Genomic DNA, 25,272 nt, shown 5'->3' with positions numbered 1-25,272 from the left:
CCGCGAGGACGACGATGAAGCGCAAGATGTCCACGATCGAACGCATGATCGACGGCAACGTCGTGTTCGCGCTCAGCCTGGCCGGCGAGTTGGACGAGCCCCGATTGCGCGCCGCGCTCGATCGCGTCCAGAGCAAGCACCCGGCGCTGCGCATGCTGATCCGCGAGCAAGCCGGCGAACTGCTGTACGAGATGGACTGCGCGCCGCCGGTGCCGATCCGCATCGTCGAAGGCGCCGACCACGACACCCTGGCCCGCGAGTGGCGGCACGAGGCCTACACGCCCTTCGTCCACGACCTGCCGCAGCTGCGCCTGACCTGGCTGCGCTCGGACGAGGAGCACGAACTGCTGGTCGCAGCGACCCACCGCATCTGCGACGGCATGAGCCAGCTGACCATCGTGCGCGAGTTGCTCGACGGCCTGCATTCCGAACGGGCGCTGGTGCCCTACCAGGCCATCGCTCCGGCCGACGTGATCGGCGACTTCGACGACGGCAAGCGCTGGAAGCGCCGTGCCGCCGCCTGGCTGGTCAATGCCGTATTCGCCCTGCTTCCGCCGACGCGGCGTCCGGTGGACAAGCACGAGATCCACATCCATTGGAGTCTCGGCACGGAGTTCACCGAGGGACTGCGCCAGCGCTGCAAGGCCGAAAGCGTGTCGCTGCACACCGCGCTGTTGCTGGCGCTGAGCCAGGCCCAGCAGGCCACCTTGCAGCGCAAGATGCCCGACTGGATCGAAAGCCCGATCGACGCCCGCCGCGAACGCCTGTCCATGCTCAAGAGCGACATGCTGTTTTTCGGCGGCGGCAGCTTCAAAGTGCCGGCGCGGCAGAGCGTCGATCCGGATTTCTGGACCGCCGCGCGCGAACTCAACCGGACCATCCTGGCCCAGGTCGCTCAGGGCATCGACGACATCCCGGGCAAGTATCAATTCTGCGAGATGATCCGCCCGCCCTCGGCGGCCAAGATCCGCTCCCTGGTCCGCCTCGGCGATGCGATCAGCCGCAACCGCAACTGGAACCTGTTCTCCTTCTCCAATCTCGGCAACATCCGGTTGCTGCAGGCCGATTCGCCGCTGCGCGTGCGCCGGCTGCGGATCTACGTGCATTCCTTCGCCAGCCGTGTGCTCGGGGTGATCGCCTACACCTTGAACGACGAACTGAACTTCATCTACACCGGCGACGACCAATGCCTGAGCCGCGCCGAAGCCGACGCCTTGCGCGTGGCGTTCATGGCCGAACTCGCGGCCTGCCTCAGCCGGACCGATGCGGTCCTGCCGGCCGCGAACAGGCTGGATGCCGAAGTCGCCTGAGCCGGCCGTCGCCTCGGCGACGGCCGAGGCTTGCGGCGGCGCGGTCAGGGACGCTCGCCGCCGGAAGCGGACGGGCGCAGATGCCTCTTGAAGAAATCGACATAGCCGGCGAATGCGGCGCCCGGATCGCCCTGGTAGCGCGAATCGGCATCGTAGGTGCAGCGCGCGCTGTTGCCGAATGCCTGTGCGTAGGTCGTGCACAGCGCCGGCCCGAAGTCCGGATAGTGGATCGGGTCGCGCTGGCTGATCTGCTCCAGGGTCAGCAGCCGCCCGACCTCGGGACTGTCGTAGATCAACCGCAGCGGCGGGTCCGGTTTCTGGCCGGCGCTGACGCTGGCGATGGCGCTGCCAAACTGGGCGTGCTTGGGATGCTGGCGGTTGAACGCGGCCACGAATTTCGCCCGGTCGGCAGGCACGATGAAGCGCTCGGCGAACTCCGCGCCGGAGTAGGTCGTCTGCGCGTTCACCGCATAGACCGCGTTGACGCGGGTGGACTGCCGCGCGACCGGGTCGGTGCTGTCCGGGTCGCGCAAGTCGTCCTGCAGCGCCGTCCACACCGCCAGGGTGCCGCGCGACTGTCCGACCAGGAACACGTTGCGCTTGTCGATGTTCAGCGCGTCGGCGTTGGCGCGGATGAATTGCAGTGCGTAGGCCAGGTCGTAGTGCGGCACGCGCGGGTCGACATCGCTGTTCGCCAGCGCCTCGTTGGTCACCGGGTGGCGGAATTCGACCGAGGCGAACGAGAATCCGGCCCGCAGCGCCGGCGCCACCAGCGCCTGATGCATCGGCGAGTTTGCCGGCAAGGCCTTGCTCATGCCGTTCGGATGCGCCCAGACGATCAGCGGGGTCGGCGTCGTGGCCGGCGCCCGGTAGAAGTCGAACTGTTGCTGCAACTCGCGTCCGCCCAGGGTCGGCTCCGACCAGGTTCGATCTGCGTAGCACAGGTCCGGCCCCTGTGCGCCCATCGGCAGCGGCGTCGGCGTGCACGCGCCGGCGGGCGCAGCGAACAAGACCAGCGCCGCGGCGGCGCACAGCAGGCCGATGCGCAGGCGGCAACGCGCCGCAGGCATGGCTTCATCCTTTCCGAGCATCGTCGTTGAACTCCTGGTTGAGTCGTCGGCGCACGGTGCGCGGGCGACGCCGATGGCAACGCGCCGGCATGCGTCCGGTTGACGGTTCTCGGCTGTTTTATGCCGCGCCGGCGGCGGATCGGATCGAAGTGTGATCGGGTGGATGGTTCGCCCGCGGTTACGGCGAACGGTTGCGATGCCATTCGAAGCGCGACTGAGCCGCGATGCGCCGGCTCAGCCGATTCGCACGCGCTCCAGCGCCGCTCGCAGTTCGTCCGGCAGCGACACCGGTCGCCGGGTCTGCGGCGATATCGCGACCTGGGCGATCGTGCCGCGGAAGGTGGTCCGGCCTTCGGCGTTGACGGCCGCGATCGCCAGGGTGAAGGAATGCTCGCCCAACCGCTCCACCGTCACGTCGATATCGATCGCCTCATCCCAGGTCATCGGATGCAGGAACTCGATCGAAAGCGCTCGCGCCGGCGGCAGGATGCCGAACGAGAACAAACGGCGTTCCGCCGGCGCGCCCAATGCGTGCGAGAGGAACGCCAGCCCCGCTTCCACCACGAAATGGGCGATGCGCGGCGTATAGACCACGCCGCCCGGATCGCAATCGCCGAACAGGATCGCCCGACGGGTTCGAAACTGCATGTCGCCTCCTCCTGCTGCCTCGTGGACCGGCGACGGCCGCACTCGCCGGCTCGCGAATTCCATGGGATCGACGACGACGCGCCGCCGGTCCGAGCTCGTCCCATGATGCGACGCATCATGTGCTAGCGTCGCGCTTTCCCGCCGCCGGGGCCGCCGCCGCTTCCGGAAAACGGGAGACGCGTCGCGTTGCGCCGCCGTTCGTGCGCGCGATCGCGGTTTGGCCGGGACACCCACCACGGCGGCGTTCAATGGAGGAAACCGCATGAAGGGATGGATTGCAAAAGCCGCCGCGCTCGCCGTTTTCGCCGCGGCCCTCGGTTCGGCCGCGCCGGCTGCCGCGGAACCGACTTACGCCTGCACCGCGGCGACCGAAGGGCATCTGTTTCAGGTCGCCTACGATCATCCCTACGATCCGGGCTCGTTCTACCAATGCCGCGCGGGCGCCTGGCGCCTGATCGGCGTCTGCACGCCCGAGCGCGGCTGCCCGCCGCCGCCGGACCCGAACGGGCCGATCGTGGAGATGTAACGAACCACCGGCGCCGGGCGCGACATCGCGCCCGGCGCCGGCGTTCATGCGCTCGGCGCGGACGCAGCCTGCGCGGCGGCGCGCACGCCTTCCATCGCGGCCAGGTACGGGCCGGGGCCGTAGCTCACCCGGGCCACGCCGGCCCGGGCCAGGGCCGGCAGTTCCGGCAGGCCCGGGCCGACCATGACGTTGACCGGCAGTTCGATCGTTTCGCACAAGGCCGCGATCACGCGGGCATCGACCAGCCCGGGCACGAACAATCCCGAAGCGCCCGCGGCGGCATACGCCTTGGCCCGCTCCCGAGCCTCCTGCAGCCCGTCCATCGGCGCCAGATCCGGATCGAAGAACAGATCGGTGCGCGCGTTGATGAACAAGTCGACGCCGCGCGCGCGGGCCACGCCGCGAATCGCCGCAATGCGTTCGGCCTGCGCCTGGATCGCGTGCAGACCGTGGCCGGCAACGATGCGGTCCTCGAAGTTGATCCCGACCACGCCGGCATCCAGCAGGCGCGCGACGTTCGCCGCGGCGGTCGCGGGGTCGTCGCTATAGCCGCCTTCGAAGTCCACGGTCACCGGTACGTCGACCGCGGCGGCGATGCGGCCGACGATGTGTTCGACCAGCGACAGCGGAATCGCTTCGCCGTCTTCGTAGCCCTGCGCGGCGGCGACCGCCCAGCTGCTGGTCGCGACCACCGGCGCGCCGGCGCCGGCAATCGCCTTGGCGCTGCCGGCGTCCCAGGCGTTGTAGAGCCGCAGGGGGTCGCCCTTGACGTGGAGAGCGGCCAAGCGTTGAGCGAGTTCATTGCGTTGCATGAGCGGGGTTCCTTTGGAGTAGGACGAACGGAAGCGCGTCGGATCAGACCGGGTCGAATGCCGTCGCGAGATGAGTGGGCGTCAGGGCGCGCAGAAAGTCGCGAGCGTCGAACGCTTCGCCCAGCGCGAGCGCGCCGGAGCGCGGGTAAGCAGGATCGAGCAAACGGACGACGGCTTCTGCGATCAAGGGCGCCGATACCGCGTAAATGTCCTGCCCGCGGGCGACGGCGCGGCGCGTTCCGGCCGGCCCGGCGACGACGACTTCCATCGCGAAGCGTTGCTCGGAGCGCCCTAGCGCGTCGCTCGCGCTCGGCGCGGGCGTATCGGCGTCACGCACGTCCGCCAGCGCGCTCGCGCTCAGGTAGCTGCGCAGGCTGCGGACGCGCAGGTGCCGCGACAGGGTGACGATTTCGCTGAACGGCATCTCGACCACGGTCTGCGCGCCGTGCGGCGCGTCGAAACGCCAGTCGATGCTCGCCGCGGGCAAGCCCATCGGCACCAGCCGACCGTCTTCCACCACCACGCGCGGCACGCGGTTACGCTCGCCGGTGCGGCGGGTTCCTTCGGTCGGCCACCAACGATCCAACGCGACCGCGGTGCTGATGCGCTCGACCGGCTCGGCACCGGCCAGGGCGCTGGCGAGCAAGTCGGCGAGTCCGCCGTAGAAGCCCGCCGCGGGAATGACCGCGACGCCGGCCGCGCGCGCCGGGCCGTCGTAGGCCTGGAAGGTCGCCTGGGCGCTGGCCTGTTCGGCGGTCACGTCGAGATAGGAGCAACCGGCGCGCAACGCCGCTTCCACGACCGGCGCGGCGGTGTCGAGGAACGGTCCGGCGCAATTGACCACCACGGCGCAGCCGGCGAAAGCCCGATCCAGCGCCACCGGATCGTCGATCGCGGCCTCGCGGCCGGGCACGCCGGCGGGCAGGCGAGAGGCGTCCCGGCCCACCGCCACCACGGGAATAGCGCGCCGGCGCAGCTCGGCGACGACGAACTTGCCGGTGTGTCCACCGGCGCCGTACACCGCAACGGCGGGGATCTGCTGGTCGTTCATGAGCCCTCCCAAGGGCGATACAGACCGGTCTGTAGCTCAAAAACTACAGACCGGTCTGTATCATGTCAACACCCGATTCGACCGGAGCGCTGCCATGGCGACCCACGCCCCTACCCCGCCTCCTGCTCCCGCCCCTCCGGCAACCGCTCCCCCGAACCGTCGCCGCACGCGCGGCGCCCAACCGCAGGACCTGCGCGAGCATCTCCTGCGGACCGCGTCCGCGCTGTTCTACGCACGCGGCGTGCGCGCCGTGGGCGTCGACCTGGTGATCCAGGAAGCCGGGGTCGCCAAGACCAGCCTCTACCGCCATTTCCCGACCAAGGACGACCTGATCGTCGCCTTCCTGGAACGCGAGGACGTGGAGTTCTGGGGCTCGTGGGACACCGTGACCGCGCAGCATGCGGGCGACCCGATGGGCGAACTCGAAGCGCATATGCGCTGGATCGGCGAGCGGCTGGCGCGTTCGAACTACCGCGGTTGCCCGCAGATCAACGTGGCCGCGGAATTCGCCGAACCCGATCACCCGGCGCGGCATGTGTCGCGCAAGCACATGCGGGCCTTGCGTGCGCGCCTGGAAGCGCTGGCGCGCGGGCTGAACGTGGCGCGACCGCAAGAACTGGGCGCGCAATTGGCGCTGTTGGTCAACGGCGCCTTCGTCAGTTCCGGCCTGCTCGCGCCCGAGGAAGCGACCGATGTGCTGCTCGCTTCGGCCAGAGCGCTATGCCGGGCCGCAGGCGTTTCCGGCTGAAGGCGCGGCGCGCGGGCGGTCGACGCCGGCCGGCTGCGCTGCGCCGAAACCGCTTCATCGCAGCACTCGCCGCACCATGACGGCCTCCAAAGCGCCGTCGTCGCCTCCGCGGCCCGCAACGACGAATGCCCGCCGACGGCCCATGCCGCCGGCGGGGTAATGCACCACCTCGGGCCGGGCGACGGCGACCGGCCTCGCGCCGATCGCCGCCGGCCTGCGCCTTCGATCAGTGCGCGACGGCCACCGTGTCGGCGGCGCAACCGCCCCACCAGCAAGGCACCGTATCCCGGTACGGCAGCACCGCGCTCCACTTCGGACTTTCCGCCGCGGTCTTGAACAGGCTTTCGCGCAGGCCCCAGGCGCCGTACTTGCTGTAGGCGCCGGCGAAATTGAACTGCACGAACACCTGCCCCTGGCTCGCAGTCCAATGCTCCATCGTCCGTGCATAGGCCAGGCCCATGCGCGGGTCGCGATTGGCGCGCAACCACAAGGCCTGCCACTTGGCCTGGAACTCGGCCTCCACCTCGGCGCAGTCCGGCGGGTCCTTGCTCTTGCACTGGTACGGGCTGCCGTTGATCAGATGCTGACCGCCCTCGTAGGCGTAGATCGGCTTGGCGTAGGCACCGCGCGCGATGTCGTCGCGATAGTTGCGCATCCAGATGTCGGACTGGGCCAGGGCGCCGCCGACCGCGTCGGGCTGGCGCGCCGCTGCGATGTCGCTCAGCGGCGTCTTGGCCAGCGGCTGGCCGTTCTCGTCGCGGGCCAGGATCTCTTCGAACAGCTTGTCCAGGCCGCCGTCGGGCTGAGTGAACCAAGTCTTGACGATGCGGTCGCGGTAGGCGTGCTCGGACATGTAGAGGCCGAAATAGGGCGCGATCGCCACGGCATCGAAGCTGTCGGCGCAGGGCTTGCCCAGGATCGCCGCCGCCTTCGGGCACGGCAACAGCACATGCCGGGCGGTCCAGGTCGTCGCCGCCTGCGCGTTGACCACGCATTCCACCCGGCCGGCTTCGGCGCCGAACTCGGCCTTGACGATGTCGCACAACTGCGCGGCGCGCATCGCGTGCCAGTTCTGCTGCCAGTCGAAGGCCGTGGTGTTCGGGTCGTCGTCCGTCTCCGGGTCGCCCCACAGACCGACCGCCTGCCGGTACTGCCATTTGTAATTGTCGTCGAAGCCGCCGTTCCAGGGCTCATTGGTGTATTCGAGGATCAGCTTGGCCTTGGGGTGCAAAGCGGCCTTGGCGGTGCGCGCGAACCGCTGCGCGTAATCGTCGTTGGCCTGGGTCGGCAGGTTGATCCAGGCATCGGCCTTCAGCGTATTGGCCAGGTCGATCATCACCCCCACCGGCACGCCGTAAGGCCCGGTCCAGGTGGCGTCGGTCTTCAGCGGCCGGTGCGTCCACTCCGCCAGTTGCGAACTGTTGGTGCGGCCCCAGTCCATGAAGCGCAGCGTGCGCATGCCGCTGAGATCGGCCAGGAACGTGGGGAACCACACCTGGGTCTTGGACAGCGTTTCCAGGGAAACGTAGTCGCCGCTGCAGTTCGCCTCGCCCGCCACGTAGACGTTCTTGGCCGAGGCGCATACGCCGCCGGGCGGAATCACGCGGATGTTGCGGATGTGGTCGCCGACCGTGGTCGACTTGATCCTGAGCAGGAAGCCGCCGCCCTCGTCCTGGCCCGAATTGGTGATGCGCACCAGGTCGCGACCCTTGGACGCCGACACCAGCCGGCCGATGCCGTCGTACTCGATGGTTCCGCTGCCGTCGTATAACACGGTGTAGACGCCGGCCGGGTGATCGCCGCGATCGCCCTGGAACATGTCGGCGACGACGTACCGATACTTGACGTCGTCGTCGCCGGCCGCGGGCAGGCGCTTGACCCAGCCGTTCTCGTCCAGCTCCAGCTGGCTTTCTTCGCCGGTATCCCAAACGCCGTCCTTGGAAGTGATCCAGGGGCTCGCGCGCTTGAACTGATCGATGGTCGGAAAATCGTTCGACCAATAATCGAATCCGGATAGGTTCACGCCCATCCCACCGTAATGTCTTTGTCCCGGCAGCGCCGCGGCCCTGCCTGCGGCCACATCGCGCGGACTTACCACGGCCGGGGCGGCCGATACGGCCTCGCCGGGGCTCCCGCCCGCGACCTCGGCGACGTCACCGCCGCCGCAAGCCTGCAAGGCGCCGGTCATCGCCGCCAGACACAGCCATTGCCGCCCCGGCACCCGCCATGCGGGTCCGACGCGGGACTTCGACTTCGACATGTCTTCTTCTCCATAAGAAATAAGCGGAAGCGGCATCGCGCTTCCGACGATCGCCCGCACGCGCGGCGCGACCCGATGAACGAGGCAACCGGCTTCGATCGGCTGCGCATTGAAGCCACGCCGTCGTGCGGCGCGCCGCGAGCATACGGCAGCGTTCGAAGCGCTCGGCGCGCTCGATGCCGGCTGCCGCATGCGGATCTTCAAAGCTGGGAGCCGGCGCCCGTTCGCCGGCTACGACCGGCATGCCGGGTGTCGCAATGTCGCGCTCGCCACGCAGGGACCTTCGAATGCATCGAAGCGCGACGCGCTTTCCGTTCGTCGCGATCCGGCAGCCGCTCGTCGCGACGACAAAATTCCGCTGCGACGGTGTCAACCCGATCCGAGGCAAGGCGTTCTAGCGGTCGTTCGGATGGACTCGCGCGTGCAAGCGCCTACGCCAAGCGCCTACGCAACGTCCGCCGCGCAACACCGTCGAGCCGCAGGGGATTTCGGTAACCGCCTGTTGCACGCAAGGGCCCCCGCCCTTCGCTCGACCAAGACCTGGAACGACCAGACAAGGACGCACACATGAAGCCCGAGCCGACGCCACTCCCCCGCGCCGACACCGCTCCCGCCGTAACCACCGCTCTCGTTTCTCCGAATGGGCCGGACCGGACGCCGTTGCCAACGACGCTCGGCGTCCCGGCCCGCGCCGTGCACGAGCCGTCCGCGCACCGTGCGCGATCCCGCCGCCGCCCGCCGCCCACGAGCGACGGCGCGCGCCGCACTTAGCGCCGGACCGGCACGCGGCGCCGACCGCGTTCGCGGCCGATACGCCGCACGCCGACGCATCCACGACATCGCTTTCCGGCTACGAACCGCCGGCGGACCGGTCGTGCGCGCGAGACCGCGCCGCGGCGGCGACTGCCGGACTTCCGACCGCCCCACCCCGAGTCTCCCATGGCCTCCTCCCACCTTCGCGAAGGCATCGGTACGCGCCGCTCCCGCATCCTGCGCACCGCGCTCGAGTGCTTCCTGAATTTCGGCTACCAGAAATCGTCGATCGACGACATCGCCCGCCGGTCCGGCATCGCACGCACCCTGGTCTATCGGATTTTCCGCAACAAAGAAGATGTCTTCGCCGCCGTGTTCGAGCAGTGGCTCGCGTCGCGCCATCCGGCCGCGCGCGCGGTCGCCGCGTCCGGCGCAAGCGCGGGCGAACGCCTGAGCGCGGTGATGGAGCTGCTGGTGATCGCGCCCTGGCGAGACATGGCCGGCGCACCGATGGCCGGACAGTATTACGAAATCTGCCGACGGCTGATTCCGGAGCACCTGGACAACCATCGCCACGTCCTGCGCCGATGCACGCAGACCGTGCTCGGCGACGAACTGGCCGCCGACGTCTTTCTGCTGTCGCTCGACGGACTGTTCGCGAACGCACCCACGGCGGACGCGGTCCAGGCGCGGGTCAAGCTGTTGATCGATCGTTTCACCGCTCCGCCCGCACTGCGTTTCGGATCGCCCGGTGCGATGCCGGAACGATTCCCCGACCGGCGCGGAACCACGCCGATACCGCCGGGCGGGCCGCGCAGCCAAGGCCTGCCGCGGCCGCTGCACCGACCCTAGCCGTTCAGCCCACGCGCCGCCGCCGGGATCGCGCCGGCGCCCACGACACCACACCAAGGGGAACTCCATGTTGATCGCACGCATCCGCACCGGTGCGCCGGGCTGCGCCGCCATGGCGCTGCTGACGCTCGCCCTGACCGCCTGCGAAAGGCCCGCGCCGACGCCGCCGGGCGCGCGGGAATCGCAGCTTGCCACCCCGCCCCTCGCGGTCACCTCTCAAACCCGGGCGGTATCGGCCACGGCGGTCGAATCCGATGCCGCAGCGGCCCGTTTCCTGGCCCAGGCCACGTTCGGCCCGACCCTGGAAGACATCGCCCACCTGCGCAGTCTGGGCAGCTACGAACGCTGGATCGACGAACAGTTCGCGCAGCCGCCGTCCTCGCACGCGCGGTACCTGCACGTGCTGCAGCCTGACCCGCCCGACACCGGCCTCAGCGACGACCAGCGCCTGGAGGGCTGGCTGCAGATGGCGATGGGCGGGCCGGACGGACTCACCCCGGGCCTGCACCACAAGGACCAACTGCGCCAGCGCGTCGCCTTCGCGCTCAGCGAAATCCTGGTGATTTCCGCCGCCGGCATGCAGCAGCGCGCCGGCTTCTCGACCAGCAGCTACTACGACGTCCTGGTCGAGGACGGCCTGGGCAACTACCGGACCTTGCTCGAGCGGGTGACGTTGCACCCGGCGATGGGCAAGTACTTGTCGATGCTGGGCAACGAGAAGCCCGATCCGCTGCTCAACATCCGCCCCGACGAAAACTACGCACGCGAAGTGATGCAGTTGTTCAGTGTCGGCCTGGTCCGGCTGAATCCGAACGGCACGCCGATCCGGGTCGACGGCAAGACCGTGCCCACCTACGGCCAGGACACGATCCAGGGCTTCGCGCACGTGTTCACCGGCTGGTCCTACCGCGATTGTGTCCGTTTCCGACACTGCAAGGCCAGCCGCGTGGATCCGGTGCGCGAGCAACCGATGGCGGCCTACCCGGAGTTCCACGCCAGCGCCCAATCCAAGCAGTTGCTCCAGTATCCCGGCGTGGCTTTGCCCGGCGGCGTGCTGGCGGCCGGCGGCACGCCCGAGAGCGATCTGCGCGCGGCCCTGGACAACATTTTCTATCACCCCAACGTCGGCCCGTTCATCGGCCGCCAACTGATCCAGCGCCTGGTGACCAGCAATCCCAGCCGTCCCTATGTCGCGCGCGTCGCGGCCAAGTTCGACGACAACGGCGCCGGCGTGCGCGGCGACATGAAGGCCGTGGTCAAGGCCATCCTGCTCGATCCGGAAGCGCGCACCGCGCAGGCGCCGGAGCACTTCGGCAAAGTACGCGAGCCGATGCTGCGCCTGACCCATCTGTGGCGAGCGATGAACGCGCGCAGCCGCAGCGGCCGCTACGTCGCGCGCAGCCCCGACTACTACCAGCGCAATCTCGGCCAGTACCCGCTCGGTTCGCCGTCGGTGTTCAACTTCTTCCGCCCCGACTTCGTGCCGATGGGCGAGATGAGCGAATTGCGCCTGGCCGCCCCGGAGCTGTCGCTGGCCAACGATTCGCTGATGCCGGCCACCAACAACCTGTGGTGGTCGCTGTTGCGGTCGTTCCATACCGGCAACCCCGACCAGCCCGACCACGCGATCCTGATGGATTACCGCCGCGATCTGCCGCTGGCGGCCGACCCGGACGCCCTGCTGGACCGCTACGACCTGTTGTTCCTGTCCGGACAGATGTCGCCGGCGATGCGCGACGTGCTGCTCCGCCGGCTCGAAGACACGCGCAACGACGATGGCGGCCTGGCCCGGGTGCAGCTCGCGCTGTACCTGATTCTCAACTCGCCCGAATACAACGTCCAAAAGTGAGGTCCGCCATGGATAGACGCACATTCCTCGGTCAGTCGCTGCTGGCCGCCGCCGGCGGCGCCGCCGCCTACGCGGTCCCGTCGGGCCTGAGCCGTCTCGGCGCGGCGGTCCATCGTTACGGCCCCGGCCGCTTCGACGACTATAAAGCGCTGGTGATGGTGTTCCTCAACGGCGGCAACGACGGCTTCAACACCGTGGTGCCGTTGGAAGGCGCCCATTACGAGCGCTACGCCGCGGCGCGCGCCACGCTGGCGCTGCCCGCCTCGGCCTTGCTGCCGTTGCAGCCGTTGCCGGGCGGCGGCGCCTCCGACGGCGCGCGCTACGGCCTGCAGTCGGCGCTGAGCGACGACGACGCCCTCGGCACCACCGGCTTGCAGCGCCTGTTCGGCAACGGCGCCGCCGCGGTGCTGGGCAATGTCGGCACCCTGATCCGGCCGACCGACAAGGACGCTTACCTGGGCAACCGCGTCCCGTTGCCGCCGCAACTGTTCTCCCACTTCGACCAGGCCCAGTACTGGCAGATCTCGCGCGACGACGACAGCCGCCGGCTCGGCTGGGGCGGCCACATCGCCGATCTGATGACCCCGCTCGACAGCGGCGCCGCGGTTCCGATGCTGATCTCGATCAATGCCGCCGCGACCTGGGCGCGCGCCGCCGAACTGGACCAGTACGTGCTGCACCAGACCGGCCCCATGCCGATGAACCCGACCGATGCCGAGGTGCGCCAGGCCATGCAGGAACTGGTCGCGCCGGACCTGCAGGCGCACGCGATGGAGCGCAGCTACGCCGGCTCGTACCGGCGCGCCCGCGACGTCGGCCAGTCGGTGGCCGAAGCCCTGGCCAGCGTGGCGCCGCCGAGCACGCCGTTCCCGGCCACCGGCCTGGGCGGCGCGCTGCGGATGGTCGCCCACGCGATCGCCGCTCGCAACGCGCTGGGCCATCGCCGACAGATCTACAGCGTCTCTTTGGGCGGTTTCGATACGCACGACGACCAGTTGCTGGAACATCCGCTCCTGCTCAGCACGCTGTCGCAGGCGATGACCGCGTTCTACGACGCCACCGTCGAACTCGGCATCGACCGCGGCGTCACCGCGTTCACCGGTTCGGACTTCGGCCGCACGCTGTCCTCCAACGGCGACGGCTCCGATCACGGCTGGGGCTCGCACCATTTCGTCGTCGGCGGCGCCGTGCGCGGCGGCCGCTACTACGGGCGCATGCCGGATCTCAGCGTCGACGGCCCCGACGACGGCGGCCAGGGCCGGATCATTCCGACCACCTCGGTCGATCAGTACGCCGCCACCCTGGCGCGCTGGTTCGGCGTGGAGGAAGGCGACCTCGACGCGATCCTGCCGAACCTGCGCAACTTCCCCACGCGCGACCTCGGCTTCCTGGGCTGAGCGCTGCGCCCCTCGCGGTCCGCCCGACGGCCGCGAGGGGCCGGCAACGCGGCGGGAATCGGTCCCTCCGGCCCGGTCGGATCGTTTCGCCGCCCGATTCCTTCGATTCGGCCCAAACACCTTGAGGACCGCGGCTCGCGCGCCTAGGCTCGTGCGCAGCACGGGTCGCATACGACCGCCCGCGCAAGCGCCAGCCCAGCCAGCCGATCAAGGACGACAGCGTGCAGAATCGAAAGCCCGTTCAAGTACGCATCGCTGTCGGCTTGTTCTATCTGTCGCTGGCGCTGTCCCTGGTCAAGCCCTTCATCGAGCTCGGGCCCACGCTGCGTCCGCCCGTCAGCCTGGTCCTGACCGTCTCGATCGCGGCCTTGGTGACGGTATTCCTGATCGAGTTCATATCGATCGGACGCAACTGGGCCCGCATCGCCTATCTGGTGCTGACCCTGCTCTCGCTGCCGTTCACCGTCTACGCGCTCGCAAGGGGGCTGACCGGTTCCTACATCGGCACCGGCTCCGTCATCGTGCAACTGCTGTTGCACGCCGTCGGCCTGTACCTGTTGTTCGCGACGTCCGGCAAGCGCTGGTTCGCGCCGCGGCGCTGAACCCGCCGACGATACGCGCACCGCCGCCGTCGCAAGACGCGGCGCACGCCTGCCGATTTCGCGACCATCCCGGAGTGTCGCTGCTCCAGTCGGCACGGACGATGGCTACGCCTGCATCACGGCCCGCCCGTACTCGCCCCGGCACGCATCGCCTGCCTCACCGTATGAACCGGCGTTCACCGCGCGCCGCCGATCGTGGCCTCGGCCGTTGGCGTGTGTGACTGCGTTGGGCCAGGGTTGATCCCGCTACGCCGACAATCCGCTCGGCGTCGGAGGGTTGCAGAACACGGCATCGCCGCCCGAATCCTGCACGCTGGACCGCGCGGGGTCCCGGCGGTGCGCCGATCGTCGACGAACCGTGGCGGACCGGGTTCCTGCGATTCGACCTGCCCCTGTCGCCGCGGACAGCGCTCCACGCTGCGGCCAGGCGCGCGCCCGGACACCCGGCCAAGAAGATCCAACGCCGTGCGCTCGCAGTCGCCGCTGTCCGCTCCTGCCTGCACTCCCATGGTTTTCCCGCTCGAAACAGGCTCGATGACCGGTTCCAACGTTGCGCTGCCCAACCCCGCCCCCGCCGCAGGCCGGCCGGGCACCTCGGAAATCGTGCCGGCCGTTTTGGGGCGGGCCGCTGCGGCGCTGATCGCGGTTGCGACATCGGCGCTCATCGGCTGGCTGCTTTTCCGCCCAACCACCGTTGCCCCGCGATCGCCGGAACTGCTGCTGGTCTTGATCCAATCCCCCTATGTCGCCGAATCGACGCCCGCGGGTCGCGCGCCATACGCCCCACGCGCTCCGGTCTCGCCGCCGCGCAGTTCTGGTCGGCCCAGCGCGCATCGGGTGCCGATCGTCCCGGCAAGGGCCGACCGTTCGCCGGAAAGCGGCGGCGGCGCGCGCATGCCGAGCCGCAATGCGGCGTCTGCGTTCTCCGACATCGGGCAACACCGCCTTTACAAAGGCGACGGCCGAGTCATCCTCCCCGCCGGGACGGCGATAGATCCGCTCAAGCCGGCCCCTCGCAGTCCCGGCGACCCGGACGATCGCGCTCGCCGTTACACGGAAAAGCTGCGTTCCCACGACGACCCGATGGACTATCGTCCGGCGCGATTCGACAAGTACTGGCAGCAGAGCGAAGCCGGCGGCGCTTTGGCGAAGCGCATCGGCGCCGCCTCGCGACGGACCGCAGACGTTCTGTACGGCGAAGACATCCAGCAAGCCATCGCTCGGCCCCCGCCGCAGGCGCCGTTCAAACCCCATTTGCACGAGAACCCGTCCGACTTGAGCAGCGAGGAAGCCTACAAGACGGTATCGATCTCCGACGAGCCCATCCCAGGCTTCGACGGCGAAGCCAGCAGGCGCGTTCGCGAGGCGAAGGCGGCGATCCACCGGATCTATGCGGGTTGCGGCAAAGCGGTCGTCGACCTTAGGTTGAAACCGCTGCATAAGCATGCCATCGATCTGGAGAACATCGAATTCGCACTCGCCTACGCCGCCGGATCGGCCGCAGAACGGGACAAGTCGCGGCGCGCCGCGCAGACGGCCTACGACGAGTCCCGGCGCGCCATCGCCTATGCCGACCGCGAGCTGTCCGCGTGCGCGAAATGAACGCCCCTTGCTCGGTCGAAACGGCGACCGCGCCAGCGACCGGCCCTTCGCCGTGCACGAGCATCTGCCTCGGCCGTTAAGTTCCCGATAGCCGCGTCGCCGGCGCTGAATGCAGCGCCCACCGAATCACGCTCATCGCCATCGTCGATGCGGAACCGTTCCGGATCGATCTGCGTCTGTCGCGAACCTGGTCGGCCGCAACCGGCCGCCATCGCAAATCAAGACGGAAAAATGGCTGAGCACGGAAAAGCGAACTCGATGGCGAAAACCACCAACCCCACCGTCCAGCAACCCAGCATCGCCAGGAAGCCGAGCACGGTGTACAGCGCATGCGACCGAACGCTCTTGTCGCTGCCGAGCTTCTCCGCGATCTCGAGCATCCAGGCGCCCATCGCGCCGGACACGCCGAGAACCACCCAGCCCAAAGCCGTGAACCACAACGGCTGCGGACTGTCTGCGTTCGCACAATGGTCGCCGGCCCCCACCACGCCGCAATGGAGCGCCCATGCCAACACGGCGCCCATGCCTTTGTGGCGCTCGCCTGGAATTTTCATCGTCTCGAGTGCCCGTATTCTTATCGATCGCCAGTCCGCCCCAGCCGCCCGGCCCGCATCGCGCGCGCCTTGAAGACCGCCTGCGGTGCGATGCCCGGTCGGCTGCGAGTCGCCGCTTCGTCTTCATGCCTGCGACGCAAGGACACAGGGCATCGCGCGTCTCGATCCGCGGCGCCCTCGGGCGATGGGAAAATCGAAGATCGGCTTCGACCGCGGACGCCGCCAACGATAGCGGCCGGGCATTGAACGCTGCGCAACACTGTCACGCTTGCATCGCCGGTCCCTGCCGGGGAGCCCCGGCGATCGCCCGTCGCCGCACCGGCCGCAGGGGGCAGGGGGAAAGAGGGCCGAATCGGCCGAAGCCGGCGGAGCTTGCGGTGCGACTACGGGTCCAGCCACCCGGCGCCGGCACCGCGCATGCCGGTACGCGCGACCAGGGCTTCGCGCTGCGCGGCGTCGCAGTCGTTTTGTATGGCGCCGGCCGGCAGCAGGCGGTGGACTTGCAGTTCCGTCGCCACGTCGCCAAAACGCCGGGCCTGCTGGTGCAGCTTGGCGGCGGCGACCGCGGCCCCGGCCAGGTCGCCGCGTTCGCGTGCGTCCCAGGCCTCGAGCAGATCCAAACGACTGCGCAGCGACCAGGCGTCGCCAGGGATCAGCTGGTGCGCCTCCGCGGCGTGCACCCGGCTTTGCGCCCAATCGCCGCGCGTCGCTGCGCTTTCGGCCTGGCCGACGCGCGCCGCCGCGATCAACACCGCGTACCCGGTCGGCTGCAACTGAGGCCGCAGTTGCGCGTAAATGCGCTCAGCGCGGTCGCCGTCGCCCAGGCGCGTCGCGATCTCGGCGATGCCGATCAGGTGCGTCCACTTGCCTATAGCGCCCATGACCGGAGCCTTCTGCGCCTCATCCAGCAAGGCGACGGCGCGTGTGCGATCGCCGGAGAGCCATTCCAGGCGGCTTTCGCCGAGCGTCGCGGTCGCCCCGGCGAAGCGGTAATTGGCTTTCGCGCAGCGCGCCAGGCTTTGCCGCGCCTCCGGCAGGCGCCCCAACGAGAGCAGGACATCGGCTCGGATGCAGCTCAGGCTCGCCCGCATGCCCGTGTCCGCCGGTCCCGCCGCGTCCGACTGCAGCTTCTCCGCATCGTCCAGCGCGGATAACGCCTCCCGGTAGCGCCCGCGCAGAGAGGCCAGCCTCGCGACATGCTGTCCGTACAGGTACACGGCGCCGGTCTGCAGGTCCGCGTCGCGCAGCCGGGCGATGCTGGCATCGGCTTCGGCGAACCGGCCCGACTGGATCAATCCGCTCAGCAGTATGACGCTGATCTGGCGCATCGAATGCACGTCGCCGGCGGCCTCGGCCACGGCATAGGCCTGCTGCAGCCTGGCCCGATGAGTGACTACGTCGCCCCTGCCGGAGGCCCGGGTCGCGCTGGCCATCAGCGCGATGAGCTCCAACCGGCGGTAGCCGCCCGCGCGCGCCCGCGCCAGCAGTTCGTCCATGCCGGCGTCGCTGCCCGGTTGGGGCAACGCGGTCATTTGCGCAAGGAACCGCGAATGCAGGGCCCGGGTCGAATTGCCCGCCTGGTCGTAGAGTTCGGCCGCTTTCGAGTACCACGGCGACGCGCCGCGTTCGGGATGCTGATACGTATCGGCGATCGCCAGGGTCAACAGGGTGTCCGCACGCTCCAGCGTCCAACCGGGGCCCAGGTCGCGGGTGATCTTCTCCGCCGCGGTGGCCACCGCTCTCGACCGGTCCAGCTCGCCCATCATTCGGTAAGCATCGGCGCGGAGTTGATCCTTGGCGATCCGCACGCTGACCGGCTCACGGACATTGGGCATCGCCGCCAACCGCACCTGCGCGTCCTTCGGCCGGCCTGCCGAGAGCAGCAGGCCGATATGCTCCAGTTGATAGGCCGTCTTGCGCGGATACCGTTCGACCAGCGCCGAATAGGCTTCCAGCGCGTTCCTCTCGCTGAACGGATCGATGGCGAGGCGTTGCGCCTGCAGTTGCGCCGCAACGTCGGCCGGCACCGGCGCCAACAACCGCACCGCCGCCTGCATCTGTTCGTTCGCCGCCGCCGAGTTGTACAACTCGGCCTGCGCTTCGGCGAGCTGCAAGCGCGCCAGACCGAAGCGCGGCGCCATCTCGACGACCTCCGCCCCGTTTTTCGCCACTGCCATCCAGTCCCGCTGGCGACGCGCCTCCGCCATCCGGGCGTAGCGCTCGGCCGCCTGCGCACTGAGTTGCAACACCGGCCAGGGCTGCTTGTGTTCCGGCACCAGCCGGGCCATGACTTGGCGCGACAGCGAATCGACCAGCGCCGGAACTTCGGACCGATCGCCCTCGACCTCGAAACGCCGCTCCTTGCCGTCCTGCAACACCCGCGCATAGACGGCGATCCGGCCGGCTTCGTCCGGCATCCGCTCCGACGACAGGAAAACCACGTCGACCGACGCAGGCCCACCGCCGGCCGCCAGATCGCTTTCGGTTAACAGGTTCACTTCGGGCAGGCTGTCCAGCTTCCACGACAGCCATTGCTCGAGCAACGTAGCCGCCCACGGCGTCGCCGCACTCGGGTCGCGCATCGCCACCACCGCCATCGATCGCTCCGCGCGGCCCGCCGCTCCCTGCCAGGGCCGCCCCAGCAGCAGTGCGGCGACGACGCAAAGCAGAGCCAGCCCGGCGGCGCCCGCCCCCCACCGGTAACGGCGTTTCAGCGACCGTGCCGAAGCCGAAGGCGTCGAATCCGACTGTACGGATTCGTGCAACACGATCCGGTCGGGCGCGGTCGGTTCGCGTGCAATCACCGCCGGGACCGCCTGCACATCGGCGCTCTCCAGCAGAATCTGCGGCGCGTCGGCCCGTTCCGCAACGACGGACGCGGCCTCGCCCGCAGCGGCGGCGACGCCCGCCGCCGGCGGCAGCTGCTGGAACCAGCGCAGCGGCCCGGGCGGCTCGAACACGTAACCGCTCTTGGCGACCGTGCGGATCCAGTTCTTGCGCGACTCGCCCAAGGCCTTGCGCAGCAGCCAGACGTTCTGCGACAGATTGGTGTCTTCCACTATCGTGCCGGACCACAGCCGCTCGAACAGTCCGGAGCGACTGTGCAGCTTGTGCGGCTCGCTGAGAAACAGCAGGAACAGGTCGAACACCCGCTGTGGCACTTCCACGCTCTGATCGGGGCCGATCAGACGCCGGTATCGCAGGTCGACGATCAAGTCGTCCTGCTGCAGATAACAGGCATCGGCAGGCCACGGTGTGGTCATCGAATTCACCTTGCTGGCGCGGCAGCAAGGGGCACGGCCGGCGCAGTCGGGAACTCCGCACTGCGGCGCGATTCGACCTTGCCTCTCGTTTCCTCACCGACCGCCCGCCAGCCGGGCTGGCGGCGCCATCATGCGTCCGCATCTGAGTCCAGGCAAGCGATTCTCGGCGAGCGGCGAGCGAAAAGAGCGCCGGACCGGACGACCGTGACCGGTCCGACGAAAACGAGCGCGTTCGGCCTTGGGAGGAGAGCGCCGAACGCGATCGGAACACGTCGCAGGGGCACGGCGTCGAACCCGAACAGAAGGGCGCCGGCCGGCGACGATCAGCCCGTCGACAGCAGGCCCCAGCGCTTGGCGATCTCGACATCCAGCTCGCCGGCGTCGCCCGGTTCGCGCTCATGGGACGCCACGCCTCCGCGCCTGCGCCGCCAGAGATTGTTGGCCCGATAGCGCTCCACGCGTTCGCGCAACCCGCGCGCGAGCGGGCTATCCAGCCCCAGGGCGCGCTCCACCGCGATCCAGTGCTCGTCCTTGACCCAGCGCAGGAAGCGTACGTAAACCGCCCGCCAGGAACCGAACCCGCCCGGAATGCTGGTCCAGGGAGCGTTGTTGTGCACCACCCACAACACCGCCTCGATGAAGGCGCGGTAGTCGCCGGTGTTGTTGAGGATCCGCGCCTGGTATTGACGCGGAAGATACGAAGCCACGATTCGCCACTGCTGGTCGTCGAGCTGGAACGGCCGCGGCTTGATCGGATCGGACGGCATGGTCACGTCGGATTACTCCCTTGCATGGTATCGACCGGCATCGAAGCGGCGACCGGCCGGCGCTCGCGCGCACGCCGGCCGGCCGCCGCGCGGCGCCTCAGTCGCCGAGCACGCCGCTGATGCCGATGTAGGCGCCGATGCCGTCGCTGTTGCTCGACGCGCCGCCTTCCACGCTCCAGCGCCCGCTGTCGGCGGTATGCCGCAGGCTCACGCCGAACGCGGCCTCGCTCTTGTAGGCGCCGAAGCCGGCGTAGTACGTCGTGCGACCGGCCACATACGGCGCCGGCTTGATCGCGATCGCCGTGGCGATGCCGGCATGCATGTCGCGCTCCAGGCGGCGGACGTCGCCGTTGAGCTTCCACACGTCGTTGCGGACCGTGGCGACCTGGTTGTCGGTGTAGCTGTTGGCTTGGACCACCGCGTCCCTGACTCCGGCCTGCACCTGGCCGACGTTGGCCGCGTCGGTCGGCGCGGTGCCGGCGGCGACGTTGCGCAAGGTGGTCTGGCCGCTACCGTTCGGATTGAAGGTCAGGCTGTTGGTGTTGTTGCTGCCGTCGGCGTTCTTGTCGTACTGGATCCCGCCGGTGGTGAAACCCTTCAACTGCGAGACGTTGACCGCGTCGGTATCGGCCACGCCGGCAGCGACGTTGGTCACCCGCCGTTCGCCGCCCACCGAACCGACGGACACGGTGTTGTCCTGGTTCGCCACCGAACCGGCCCCCAGGGCGACAGCGTTGTTCGCCGAAGCGGCGGCACCGCTGCCGAGCGCGGTGCTGGCGTTGCCCGAGGCCACCGCACCCGCGCCGCCGGCCGACGCATTGGCGCCGCTGGCGGTCGGCGCCGCCGTGTTGTCCTGGCTGACCCGGAACAGGCCGGCCGAACCGTTCTTGACGTCGGCGACGTCGCCTTCGACCGCGCCGATGCGGTTGTCGTACTGGGCGACCGTGCCGGCCACCTGGTTGACGCGGGCGTCGGTGTAGCTGTTGGCCTGGCTGACCGCATCGCTGACGCCGGCCTGCAGCTGCGCCACATTGACCGCATCGTCCGCCGCCGTGCCCGCGGCCACGCCGCCGACGGTACGGCCGCCGACATGGACCTGGCCGGTGGAGTTGCTGGCGCCGACATAGGCCCCGTTGTAGCCGCTCTGCGCGCCGACCGTAGTCGCCGAACCGGCACCGAGCGCGACCGAGTTGGCGTGCCCGGCGACCGAATCGCGGCCGACGGCCACGGCATTCCCGGCCGAAGCGGTGGCGTTGTAGCCGACCGCGCTCGACCCGACGGCCTGAGCGTGCGCATCCGCCTCGGCCAGGCCGGTGTCGTTGCTGCGCGCATAGCGCAGGCCGCGGCCGTTCCGGCTGATGTAGGTCGCATCGTTCTGGCCGGCGACGGCGTAGAGCTGGGCGCCGTTGACCGCGTCGGTCGAAGTCGCCGAAACCGCGCCCTGGGCGACATTGCTCAGTCGGGTGCCGCCGGTGACGCCGCCGTCGCTGCTGGCCGGGCCGGCCAGGGTCGCCTTGCTGAAGTCGACTTCGCCCGGGTCGATCTGGCCGTTGCCGTTGCTGTCGGTCCAGTCGTACTTCACCGCGCGTTGCTCGGCCTGAGCGGCGCTGGTCGAGACCGCCTTGAGCTGGGCGACGTTGACCGCATCGCTGTCCTCCGCGCCCGCGGCCACACCGGTCACGCGACGGTTGCCGACGTTGACTTCGCCGGTGGCGGCGCCGCCGACCAGATACGCCGCATTGCCGAGGGTGCTGCCGTTGGCGACCGAACCGGCGCCGAGCGCGACGCTGCCGGCATGGCTGGTCTGCGCGTTGCGGCCGATCGCGACTGCGTCCGCGGCCGAGCTGACCGCGTTATAGCCCAGCGCGGTCGAACCGGCGGCCTGCGCGTGCGCATCGTCCTCGGGCAGGCCGGTGTCGTTGGTGCGCGCATAGCGCGTGCCGCGGCCGTTCTGCTGCAGGTAGGCCGGATCGGTCGGGCCGATCTGGTTCTTGAGGTTGGTGATGTCGCCTTCGTTGGTGGTGACGCGGTTGTCCAGGTTGGTGATCGCGCCCTCGTTGGTGGTGACGCGGTTGTCGAGGTTGGCGATGTCGCCTTCGGCGGCGGTCATGCGGCCGTCCAGCGCCGCCACGTTCTGGTTGGTCTGGAACAGCTGCGAGCCGTTGACTGCGTCGGTGCTGGCCGCGCTCAGGTCGGCCGGCGCCACGTTGACGATCTTGTTCGGGCCGCTGCCGCCGTGGTTGGCGTTATAGGCGCCGGCACCGCCGTTCGCGGCCGGATCCCACTTCAGCGCGTCCTGGCCCAGCGACGACATCTGGCCTTCCACGTTGGTCACGCGGTTGTCGAGGTTGGTGATGTTGCCCTCGGCGGTGGTCATGCGGCCGTCCAACGCGGCCACGTTCTGGTTGGTTTGGAACAACTGCGAGCCGTTGACCGCATCGGCGCTGGTCGCGCTGAGATCGGCCGGGGCGACGTTGACGATCTTGTTCGGGCCCGTGCCGCCATGATTGGCGTTATAGGCGCCCGCGCCGCCGTTGGCGGCCGGGTCCCACAGCAGCGAGTCCTGGCCCAGCGCGGTGATCTTGCTGTCCACCGCCTTGAGCTGGCTGATGTTGGCCGCATCGGTGTCGTCCGCGCCCGCGGCGACGTTGGTCAAACGACGCTTGCTGCTTGCGCCGCCGACCGACACCTCGCCGGCCGGAGTCGTGCCCGCTACCGCGTACGTCGAGGCCGGCGGCACGTAGGCCGCGTTGCCGAGCGTGGCGCCGTCGGCCACCGAATCGGCGCCGAGCGCGACGCTGCCGGCATGGCTGGCCCGGCTGTTCATACCGATGGCGGTCGCCGAACTCGCGGTCGCCGCGGCTTCGTTGCCGAGCGCCGTCGATCGGAAACCGCTCGCCTCCGAGAACGTGCCCACTGTCGTAGCCAGAGCGCCGGACGCAGTAGCCGCCGTGCCCACGGCCATCGCATGCGCAGCGGTGGCCTGCGACTCATCGCCGACCGACAGCGAGTGCTGGCCGCTGGCCCGGGCGTTATCGCCGAAGGCGATGGCGTACTCGCCTGTCGCCTGCGCACCCGAGCCGACGGCCATGGCACTGAGCTGGCTAGCCACCGAGTTTTCGCCGACGGCAAGGGTTTCTTCGGCCGAGGCCTGGGCGTTGTAGCCGATCGCGGTCGAGTTGGCGCCCGTCGCAAAGGCGTCGGACTCCGGCAAGCCGGTATCGTTGGTGCGCACATAGCGTACGCCGTGGCCGTTGGCGTTCTGGTAAGCCTGGTCGGTCGGTCCCACCACGGCATTGAGCGCGGCGATGTCGGCCTCGTTCGCGGTCACGCGAGTGCCGAGCGCGGCCACGTCCTGATTGGTCTGGAACAGCTGCGAGCCGTTGACCGCCTCAGTGCTGGCTGCGCTAAGGTCGGCGGCGGTCACGCCGCTGATCTTGCCGCTGCCGCCATCGTTGACGATCACGCTGCCGAACTTCGGCGACTCGGCTAGCTGCAGCTGGATCGCGCCGGTGGCCGGGTCGGTCACGGTCTTGAGGTTGGCGCCGCTGTAGCTGCCGGTCGTGGCGGCATCTCCACGGATGGACAAGGTCTGGCCCAGATCGCGATGCACGTCGCCGGCCGCATTGTCGTTGCCGGTGAAGTTCAAGCCTTGCGTCGTCGCTCCGCCGGCCACCGCATCGAGCTGGCTCTTGTTGACCGCATCGGTACCGGCGACGCCCGCGGCGACGTTGGTGATCACCCGGTTACCGGCATTGATGCCCGTGGCGGTCACGCTCGGGCCGCCGGTGATCACCAGGCCGTTGTTGTCGAGGCGGCTGTTGCCGGCGGTGACGCTGGTGACGGTGATGTCGTCGGCCAGGTCGAAGTTGACGCTGTCGTCGGCGCCGGTCTTGCTGACCGCGATGTTGCCGTCGGTGTTCTTCAGGTCCACGGTCTCGCCCGGGGCCACGTTGGTGCCGTTGGCGCCCTGCGCGGTGACGCTGAAGCCTGCGCTCGCGGTCGCGCCGACCGCATCGAGCTGGCTCTTGTTGACCGCGTCGGTCCCGGCGACGCCTGCGGCGACGTTGGTGATCACCCGGCTACCGGCATTGATGCCCGTGGCGGTCACGCTCGGGCCGCCGGTGATGGTCAGGCCGTTGTTGTCGAGACGGCTGTTGCCGGCGGTGACGCTGGTGACGGTGATGTCGTCGGCCAGGTCGAAGTTGACGTTGTTGTCGGCCGCGGTCTTGCTGACGACGATATTGCCGTCGCCGTTGCGAAGATCGACCGATTCGCTCGGGTCGACATTGCTGCTGTTGGCGCCCTGCGCGGTGACGGCGAAACCGGCGCCCGCCGCCTGCACCGCCTGATTGGTGGCGAACAGCTGGCTGCCGTTGACGGCGTCGGTGCTGGTGGCGCTGAGGCGGCCGGCGGCGACGTTGGTGACGGTACGTTCGCTGCCCGCCGTTCCCACGCTGACGGTGCTGGCCGGCGCGGTGCCGGCGAAGTTGTAGGTGGTGCCGCGAATGACGGTGTTGGCGGTGCCGACCGCGGCGGCGGTCGCCGAACCGCTGCCCAGCGCGACGCTGCGCGCGATGTTGGCCGATGCGCCGTCGCCGAGGGCCACAGCGCCCGCAGCGCCGGCCGAGCTGACGTTGCCGAGCGCCACCGCGCCCTGGCCCGATGCGCTGTTGGCGTTGCCGAGCGCCACCGCGCCCTGCCCGTTGGCGGTGTTGTCCGCACCTACGGCGACCGCGCCGGTCCCGGTGGCGGTGTTGGGGTCGCCGATGGCGACCGCGCCGTTGCCGCTGGCGGTCTGCTGACGGCCGATCGCGACTGCGCCACCCGCCGCCGTGCCGCCATTGGCATTGGACGCCGAGCCGATGGCCACGTTGCGGCCGATGGCGCCGCTGACGGCGCCGTCGCCCTGGGCGACGCCGTGTTCGCCGTTGACGGTCGCGCCGCGGCCGATGGCGATGCCAGAGGTGGCGCCGGCAACGACCGAGGATTGGACGCCGAGGGCGATGGCGTTGGTGCCGGCAGAACGAGCGCCAGCGGTCGTGCCGCTGTTGCTGCCACCGATAGCGACAGCGCCAACAGCACTGCTCTCGGAGTTGTTGCCGATGGCCACGCCTCCGTCGGCTGTGGCGGTCGTCATCGCCTGGCCGCCAATGGCGATACTCAATATCGCTTTGGATTGGGCACCGCGTGTGGCGTTGGCGCCGA

Annotated in this window: 17 protein-coding genes; 8 read left to right on the top strand and 9 right to left on the bottom strand. The window is 69.5% G+C overall.

Annotation, left to right across the window (positions count from 1 at the left end; all coding sequences use genetic code 11):
- Positions 1 to 26 precede the first annotated feature (26 nt).
- Positions 27 to 1,310: a condensation domain-containing protein gene (locus tag V2J18_RS02230; protein WP_336130795.1), complete on the top strand. Its 1,284-nt coding sequence runs from the start codon at positions 27 to 29 to the stop codon at positions 1,308 to 1,310.
- A gap of 44 nt (positions 1,311 to 1,354) precedes the next feature.
- Here V2J18_RS02230 and V2J18_RS02225 read toward each other — a convergent pair whose 3' ends face one another.
- Both V2J18_RS02225 and V2J18_RS02220 read right to left on the bottom strand, forming a co-directional pair.
- Positions 1,355 to 2,380, bottom strand: a complete 1,026-nt coding sequence (locus V2J18_RS02225) for a hypothetical protein (RefSeq protein WP_336130794.1) — start codon at positions 2,378 to 2,380, stop codon at positions 1,355 to 1,357.
- A gap of 234 nt (positions 2,381 to 2,614) precedes the next feature.
- Entirely contained in the window at positions 2,615 to 3,028 is a 414-nt protein-coding gene (locus V2J18_RS02220; protein ID WP_336130793.1) for an acyl-CoA thioesterase, read from the bottom strand.
- A gap of 262 nt (positions 3,029 to 3,290) precedes the next feature.
- On the opposite strand from V2J18_RS02220, the gene V2J18_RS02215 reads away from it, so the two are divergent.
- Positions 3,291 to 3,554, top strand: a complete 264-nt coding sequence (locus V2J18_RS02215; protein WP_064749175.1) for a hypothetical protein — start codon at positions 3,291 to 3,293, stop codon at positions 3,552 to 3,554.
- 44 nt (positions 3,555 to 3,598) lie between these two features.
- Here V2J18_RS02215 and V2J18_RS02210 read toward each other — a convergent pair whose 3' ends face one another.
- Positions 3,599 to 4,366, bottom strand: a complete 768-nt coding sequence (locus V2J18_RS02210) for an isocitrate lyase/PEP mutase family protein (protein ID WP_336130792.1) — start codon at positions 4,364 to 4,366, stop codon at positions 3,599 to 3,601.
- A gap of 43 nt (positions 4,367 to 4,409) precedes the next feature.
- Positions 4,410 to 5,417 carry a saccharopine dehydrogenase NADP-binding domain-containing protein gene (locus V2J18_RS02205; protein WP_336130791.1) on the bottom strand — a complete coding sequence of 336 codons (1,008 nt, stop codon included), beginning with the start codon at positions 5,415 to 5,417 and terminating at the stop codon, positions 4,410 to 4,412.
- Here V2J18_RS02205 and V2J18_RS02200 point away from each other — a divergent pair.
- Positions 5,416 to 6,165: a TetR/AcrR family transcriptional regulator gene (locus tag V2J18_RS02200; protein WP_336130790.1), complete on the top strand. Its 750-nt coding sequence runs from the start codon at positions 5,416 to 5,418 to the stop codon at positions 6,163 to 6,165. The two genes, V2J18_RS02205 and V2J18_RS02200, sit on opposite strands and share 2 nt — an antisense overlap.
- A 226-nt stretch (positions 6,166 to 6,391) precedes the next feature.
- On the opposite strand, the gene V2J18_RS02195 is transcribed toward V2J18_RS02200, so the two are convergent.
- On the bottom strand, positions 6,392 to 8,188 hold the full coding sequence (locus V2J18_RS02195) for a hypothetical protein (RefSeq protein WP_336130789.1): 1,797 nt from the start codon (positions 8,186 to 8,188) through the stop codon (positions 6,392 to 6,394).
- A gap of 1,176 nt (positions 8,189 to 9,364) precedes the next feature.
- Between V2J18_RS02195 and V2J18_RS02190 the strand changes: the two genes are divergently transcribed.
- The 5 genes from V2J18_RS02190 (at position 9,365) to V2J18_RS02170 (ending at position 15,480) form a co-directional block, all read left to right on the top strand.
- Complete coding sequence (locus V2J18_RS02190; RefSeq protein ID WP_336130788.1) at positions 9,365 to 10,030, top strand: TetR/AcrR family transcriptional regulator; 666 nt, start codon at positions 9,365 to 9,367, stop codon at positions 10,028 to 10,030.
- Positions 10,031 to 10,097: 67 nt separating this feature from the next.
- On the top strand, positions 10,098 to 11,879 hold the full coding sequence (locus V2J18_RS02185; protein ID WP_336130787.1) for a DUF1800 domain-containing protein: 1,782 nt from the start codon (positions 10,098 to 10,100) through the stop codon (positions 11,877 to 11,879).
- Positions 11,880 to 11,887: 8 nt separating this feature from the next.
- Positions 11,888 to 13,276, top strand: a complete 1,389-nt coding sequence (locus tag V2J18_RS02180) for a DUF1501 domain-containing protein (RefSeq protein ID WP_336130786.1) — start codon at positions 11,888 to 11,890, stop codon at positions 13,274 to 13,276.
- Positions 13,277 to 13,497: 221 nt separating this feature from the next.
- Complete coding sequence (locus V2J18_RS02175) at positions 13,498 to 13,878, top strand: hypothetical protein (protein ID WP_336130785.1); 381 nt, start codon at positions 13,498 to 13,500, stop codon at positions 13,876 to 13,878.
- A gap of 534 nt (positions 13,879 to 14,412) precedes the next feature.
- Positions 14,413 to 15,480, top strand: a complete 1,068-nt coding sequence (locus V2J18_RS02170; protein ID WP_336130784.1) for a hypothetical protein — start codon at positions 14,413 to 14,415, stop codon at positions 15,478 to 15,480.
- 218 nt (positions 15,481 to 15,698) lie between these two features.
- Here the strand turns inward: V2J18_RS02170 and V2J18_RS02165 are convergent, their stop codons facing one another.
- From V2J18_RS02165 to V2J18_RS02150, 4 genes are all read right to left on the bottom strand, one after another.
- Entirely contained in the window at positions 15,699 to 16,034 is a 336-nt protein-coding gene (locus tag V2J18_RS02165; protein ID WP_141233542.1) for a hypothetical protein, read from the bottom strand.
- 383 nt (positions 16,035 to 16,417) lie between these two features.
- Positions 16,418 to 19,297 carry a winged helix-turn-helix domain-containing protein gene (locus V2J18_RS02160; RefSeq protein WP_336130782.1) on the bottom strand — a complete coding sequence of 960 codons (2,880 nt, stop codon included), beginning with the start codon at positions 19,295 to 19,297 and terminating at the stop codon, positions 16,418 to 16,420.
- 323 nt (positions 19,298 to 19,620) lie between these two features.
- Positions 19,621 to 20,064 (bottom strand): transposase, encoded by a 444-nt coding sequence (locus V2J18_RS02155; RefSeq protein ID WP_336133038.1) that lies wholly within the window; start codon positions 20,062 to 20,064, stop codon positions 19,621 to 19,623.
- Positions 20,065 to 20,161: 97 nt separating this feature from the next.
- Entirely contained in the window at positions 20,162 to 25,204 is a 5,043-nt protein-coding gene (locus V2J18_RS02150) for a beta strand repeat-containing protein (protein WP_336130781.1), read from the bottom strand.
- Between the last annotated feature and the right edge of the window lie 68 nt (positions 25,205 to 25,272).

The organism is Lysobacter firmicutimachus (assembly GCF_037027445.1).
In the GTDB taxonomy this organism is placed as follows: domain Bacteria; phylum Pseudomonadota; class Gammaproteobacteria; order Xanthomonadales; family Xanthomonadaceae; genus Lysobacter; species Lysobacter firmicutimachus.
Note: the sequence above shows the minus strand (reverse complement) of the source record. Positions and strands in the feature narration are given on the sequence as shown.

Bases quoted from the DNA above. Each gene is read 5' to 3' on its own strand.
- V2J18_RS02230 (WP_336130795.1), top strand. From the start codon at position 27: ATGTCCACGATCGAACGCATGATCGACGGCAACGTCGTGTTCGCGCTC.
- V2J18_RS02225 (WP_336130794.1), bottom strand. From the start codon at position 2,380: ATGCCTGCGGCGCGTTGCCGCCTGCGCATCGGCCTGCTGTGCGCCGCC.
- V2J18_RS02220 (WP_336130793.1), bottom strand. From the start codon at position 3,028: ATGCAGTTTCGAACCCGTCGGGCGATCCTGTTCGGCGATTGCGATCCG.
- V2J18_RS02215 (WP_064749175.1), top strand. From the start codon at position 3,291: ATGAAGGGATGGATTGCAAAAGCCGCCGCGCTCGCCGTTTTCGCCGCG.
- V2J18_RS02210 (WP_336130792.1), bottom strand. From the start codon at position 4,366: ATGCAACGCAATGAACTCGCTCAACGCTTGGCCGCTCTCCACGTCAAG.
- V2J18_RS02200 (WP_336130790.1), top strand. From the start codon at position 5,416: ATGAGCCCTCCCAAGGGCGATACAGACCGGTCTGTAGCTCAAAAACTA.
- V2J18_RS02205 (WP_336130791.1), bottom strand. From the start codon at position 5,417: ATGAACGACCAGCAGATCCCCGCCGTTGCGGTGTACGGCGCCGGTGGA.
- V2J18_RS02190 (WP_336130788.1), top strand. From the start codon at position 9,365: ATGGCCTCCTCCCACCTTCGCGAAGGCATCGGTACGCGCCGCTCCCGC.
- V2J18_RS02185 (WP_336130787.1), top strand. From the start codon at position 10,098: ATGTTGATCGCACGCATCCGCACCGGTGCGCCGGGCTGCGCCGCCATG.
- V2J18_RS02180 (WP_336130786.1), top strand. From the start codon at position 11,888: ATGGATAGACGCACATTCCTCGGTCAGTCGCTGCTGGCCGCCGCCGGC.
- V2J18_RS02170 (WP_336130784.1), top strand. From the start codon at position 14,413: ATGACCGGTTCCAACGTTGCGCTGCCCAACCCCGCCCCCGCCGCAGGC.
- V2J18_RS02165 (WP_141233542.1), bottom strand. From the start codon at position 16,034: ATGAAAATTCCAGGCGAGCGCCACAAAGGCATGGGCGCCGTGTTGGCA.
- V2J18_RS02160 (WP_336130782.1), bottom strand. From the start codon at position 19,297: ATGACCACACCGTGGCCTGCCGATGCCTGTTATCTGCAGCAGGACGAC.
- V2J18_RS02155 (WP_336133038.1), bottom strand. From the start codon at position 20,064: ATGCCGTCCGATCCGATCAAGCCGCGGCCGTTCCAGCTCGACGACCAG.
- V2J18_RS02150 (WP_336130781.1), bottom strand. From the start codon at position 25,204: ATGACGACCGCCACAGCCGACGGAGGCGTGGCCATCGGCAACAACTCC.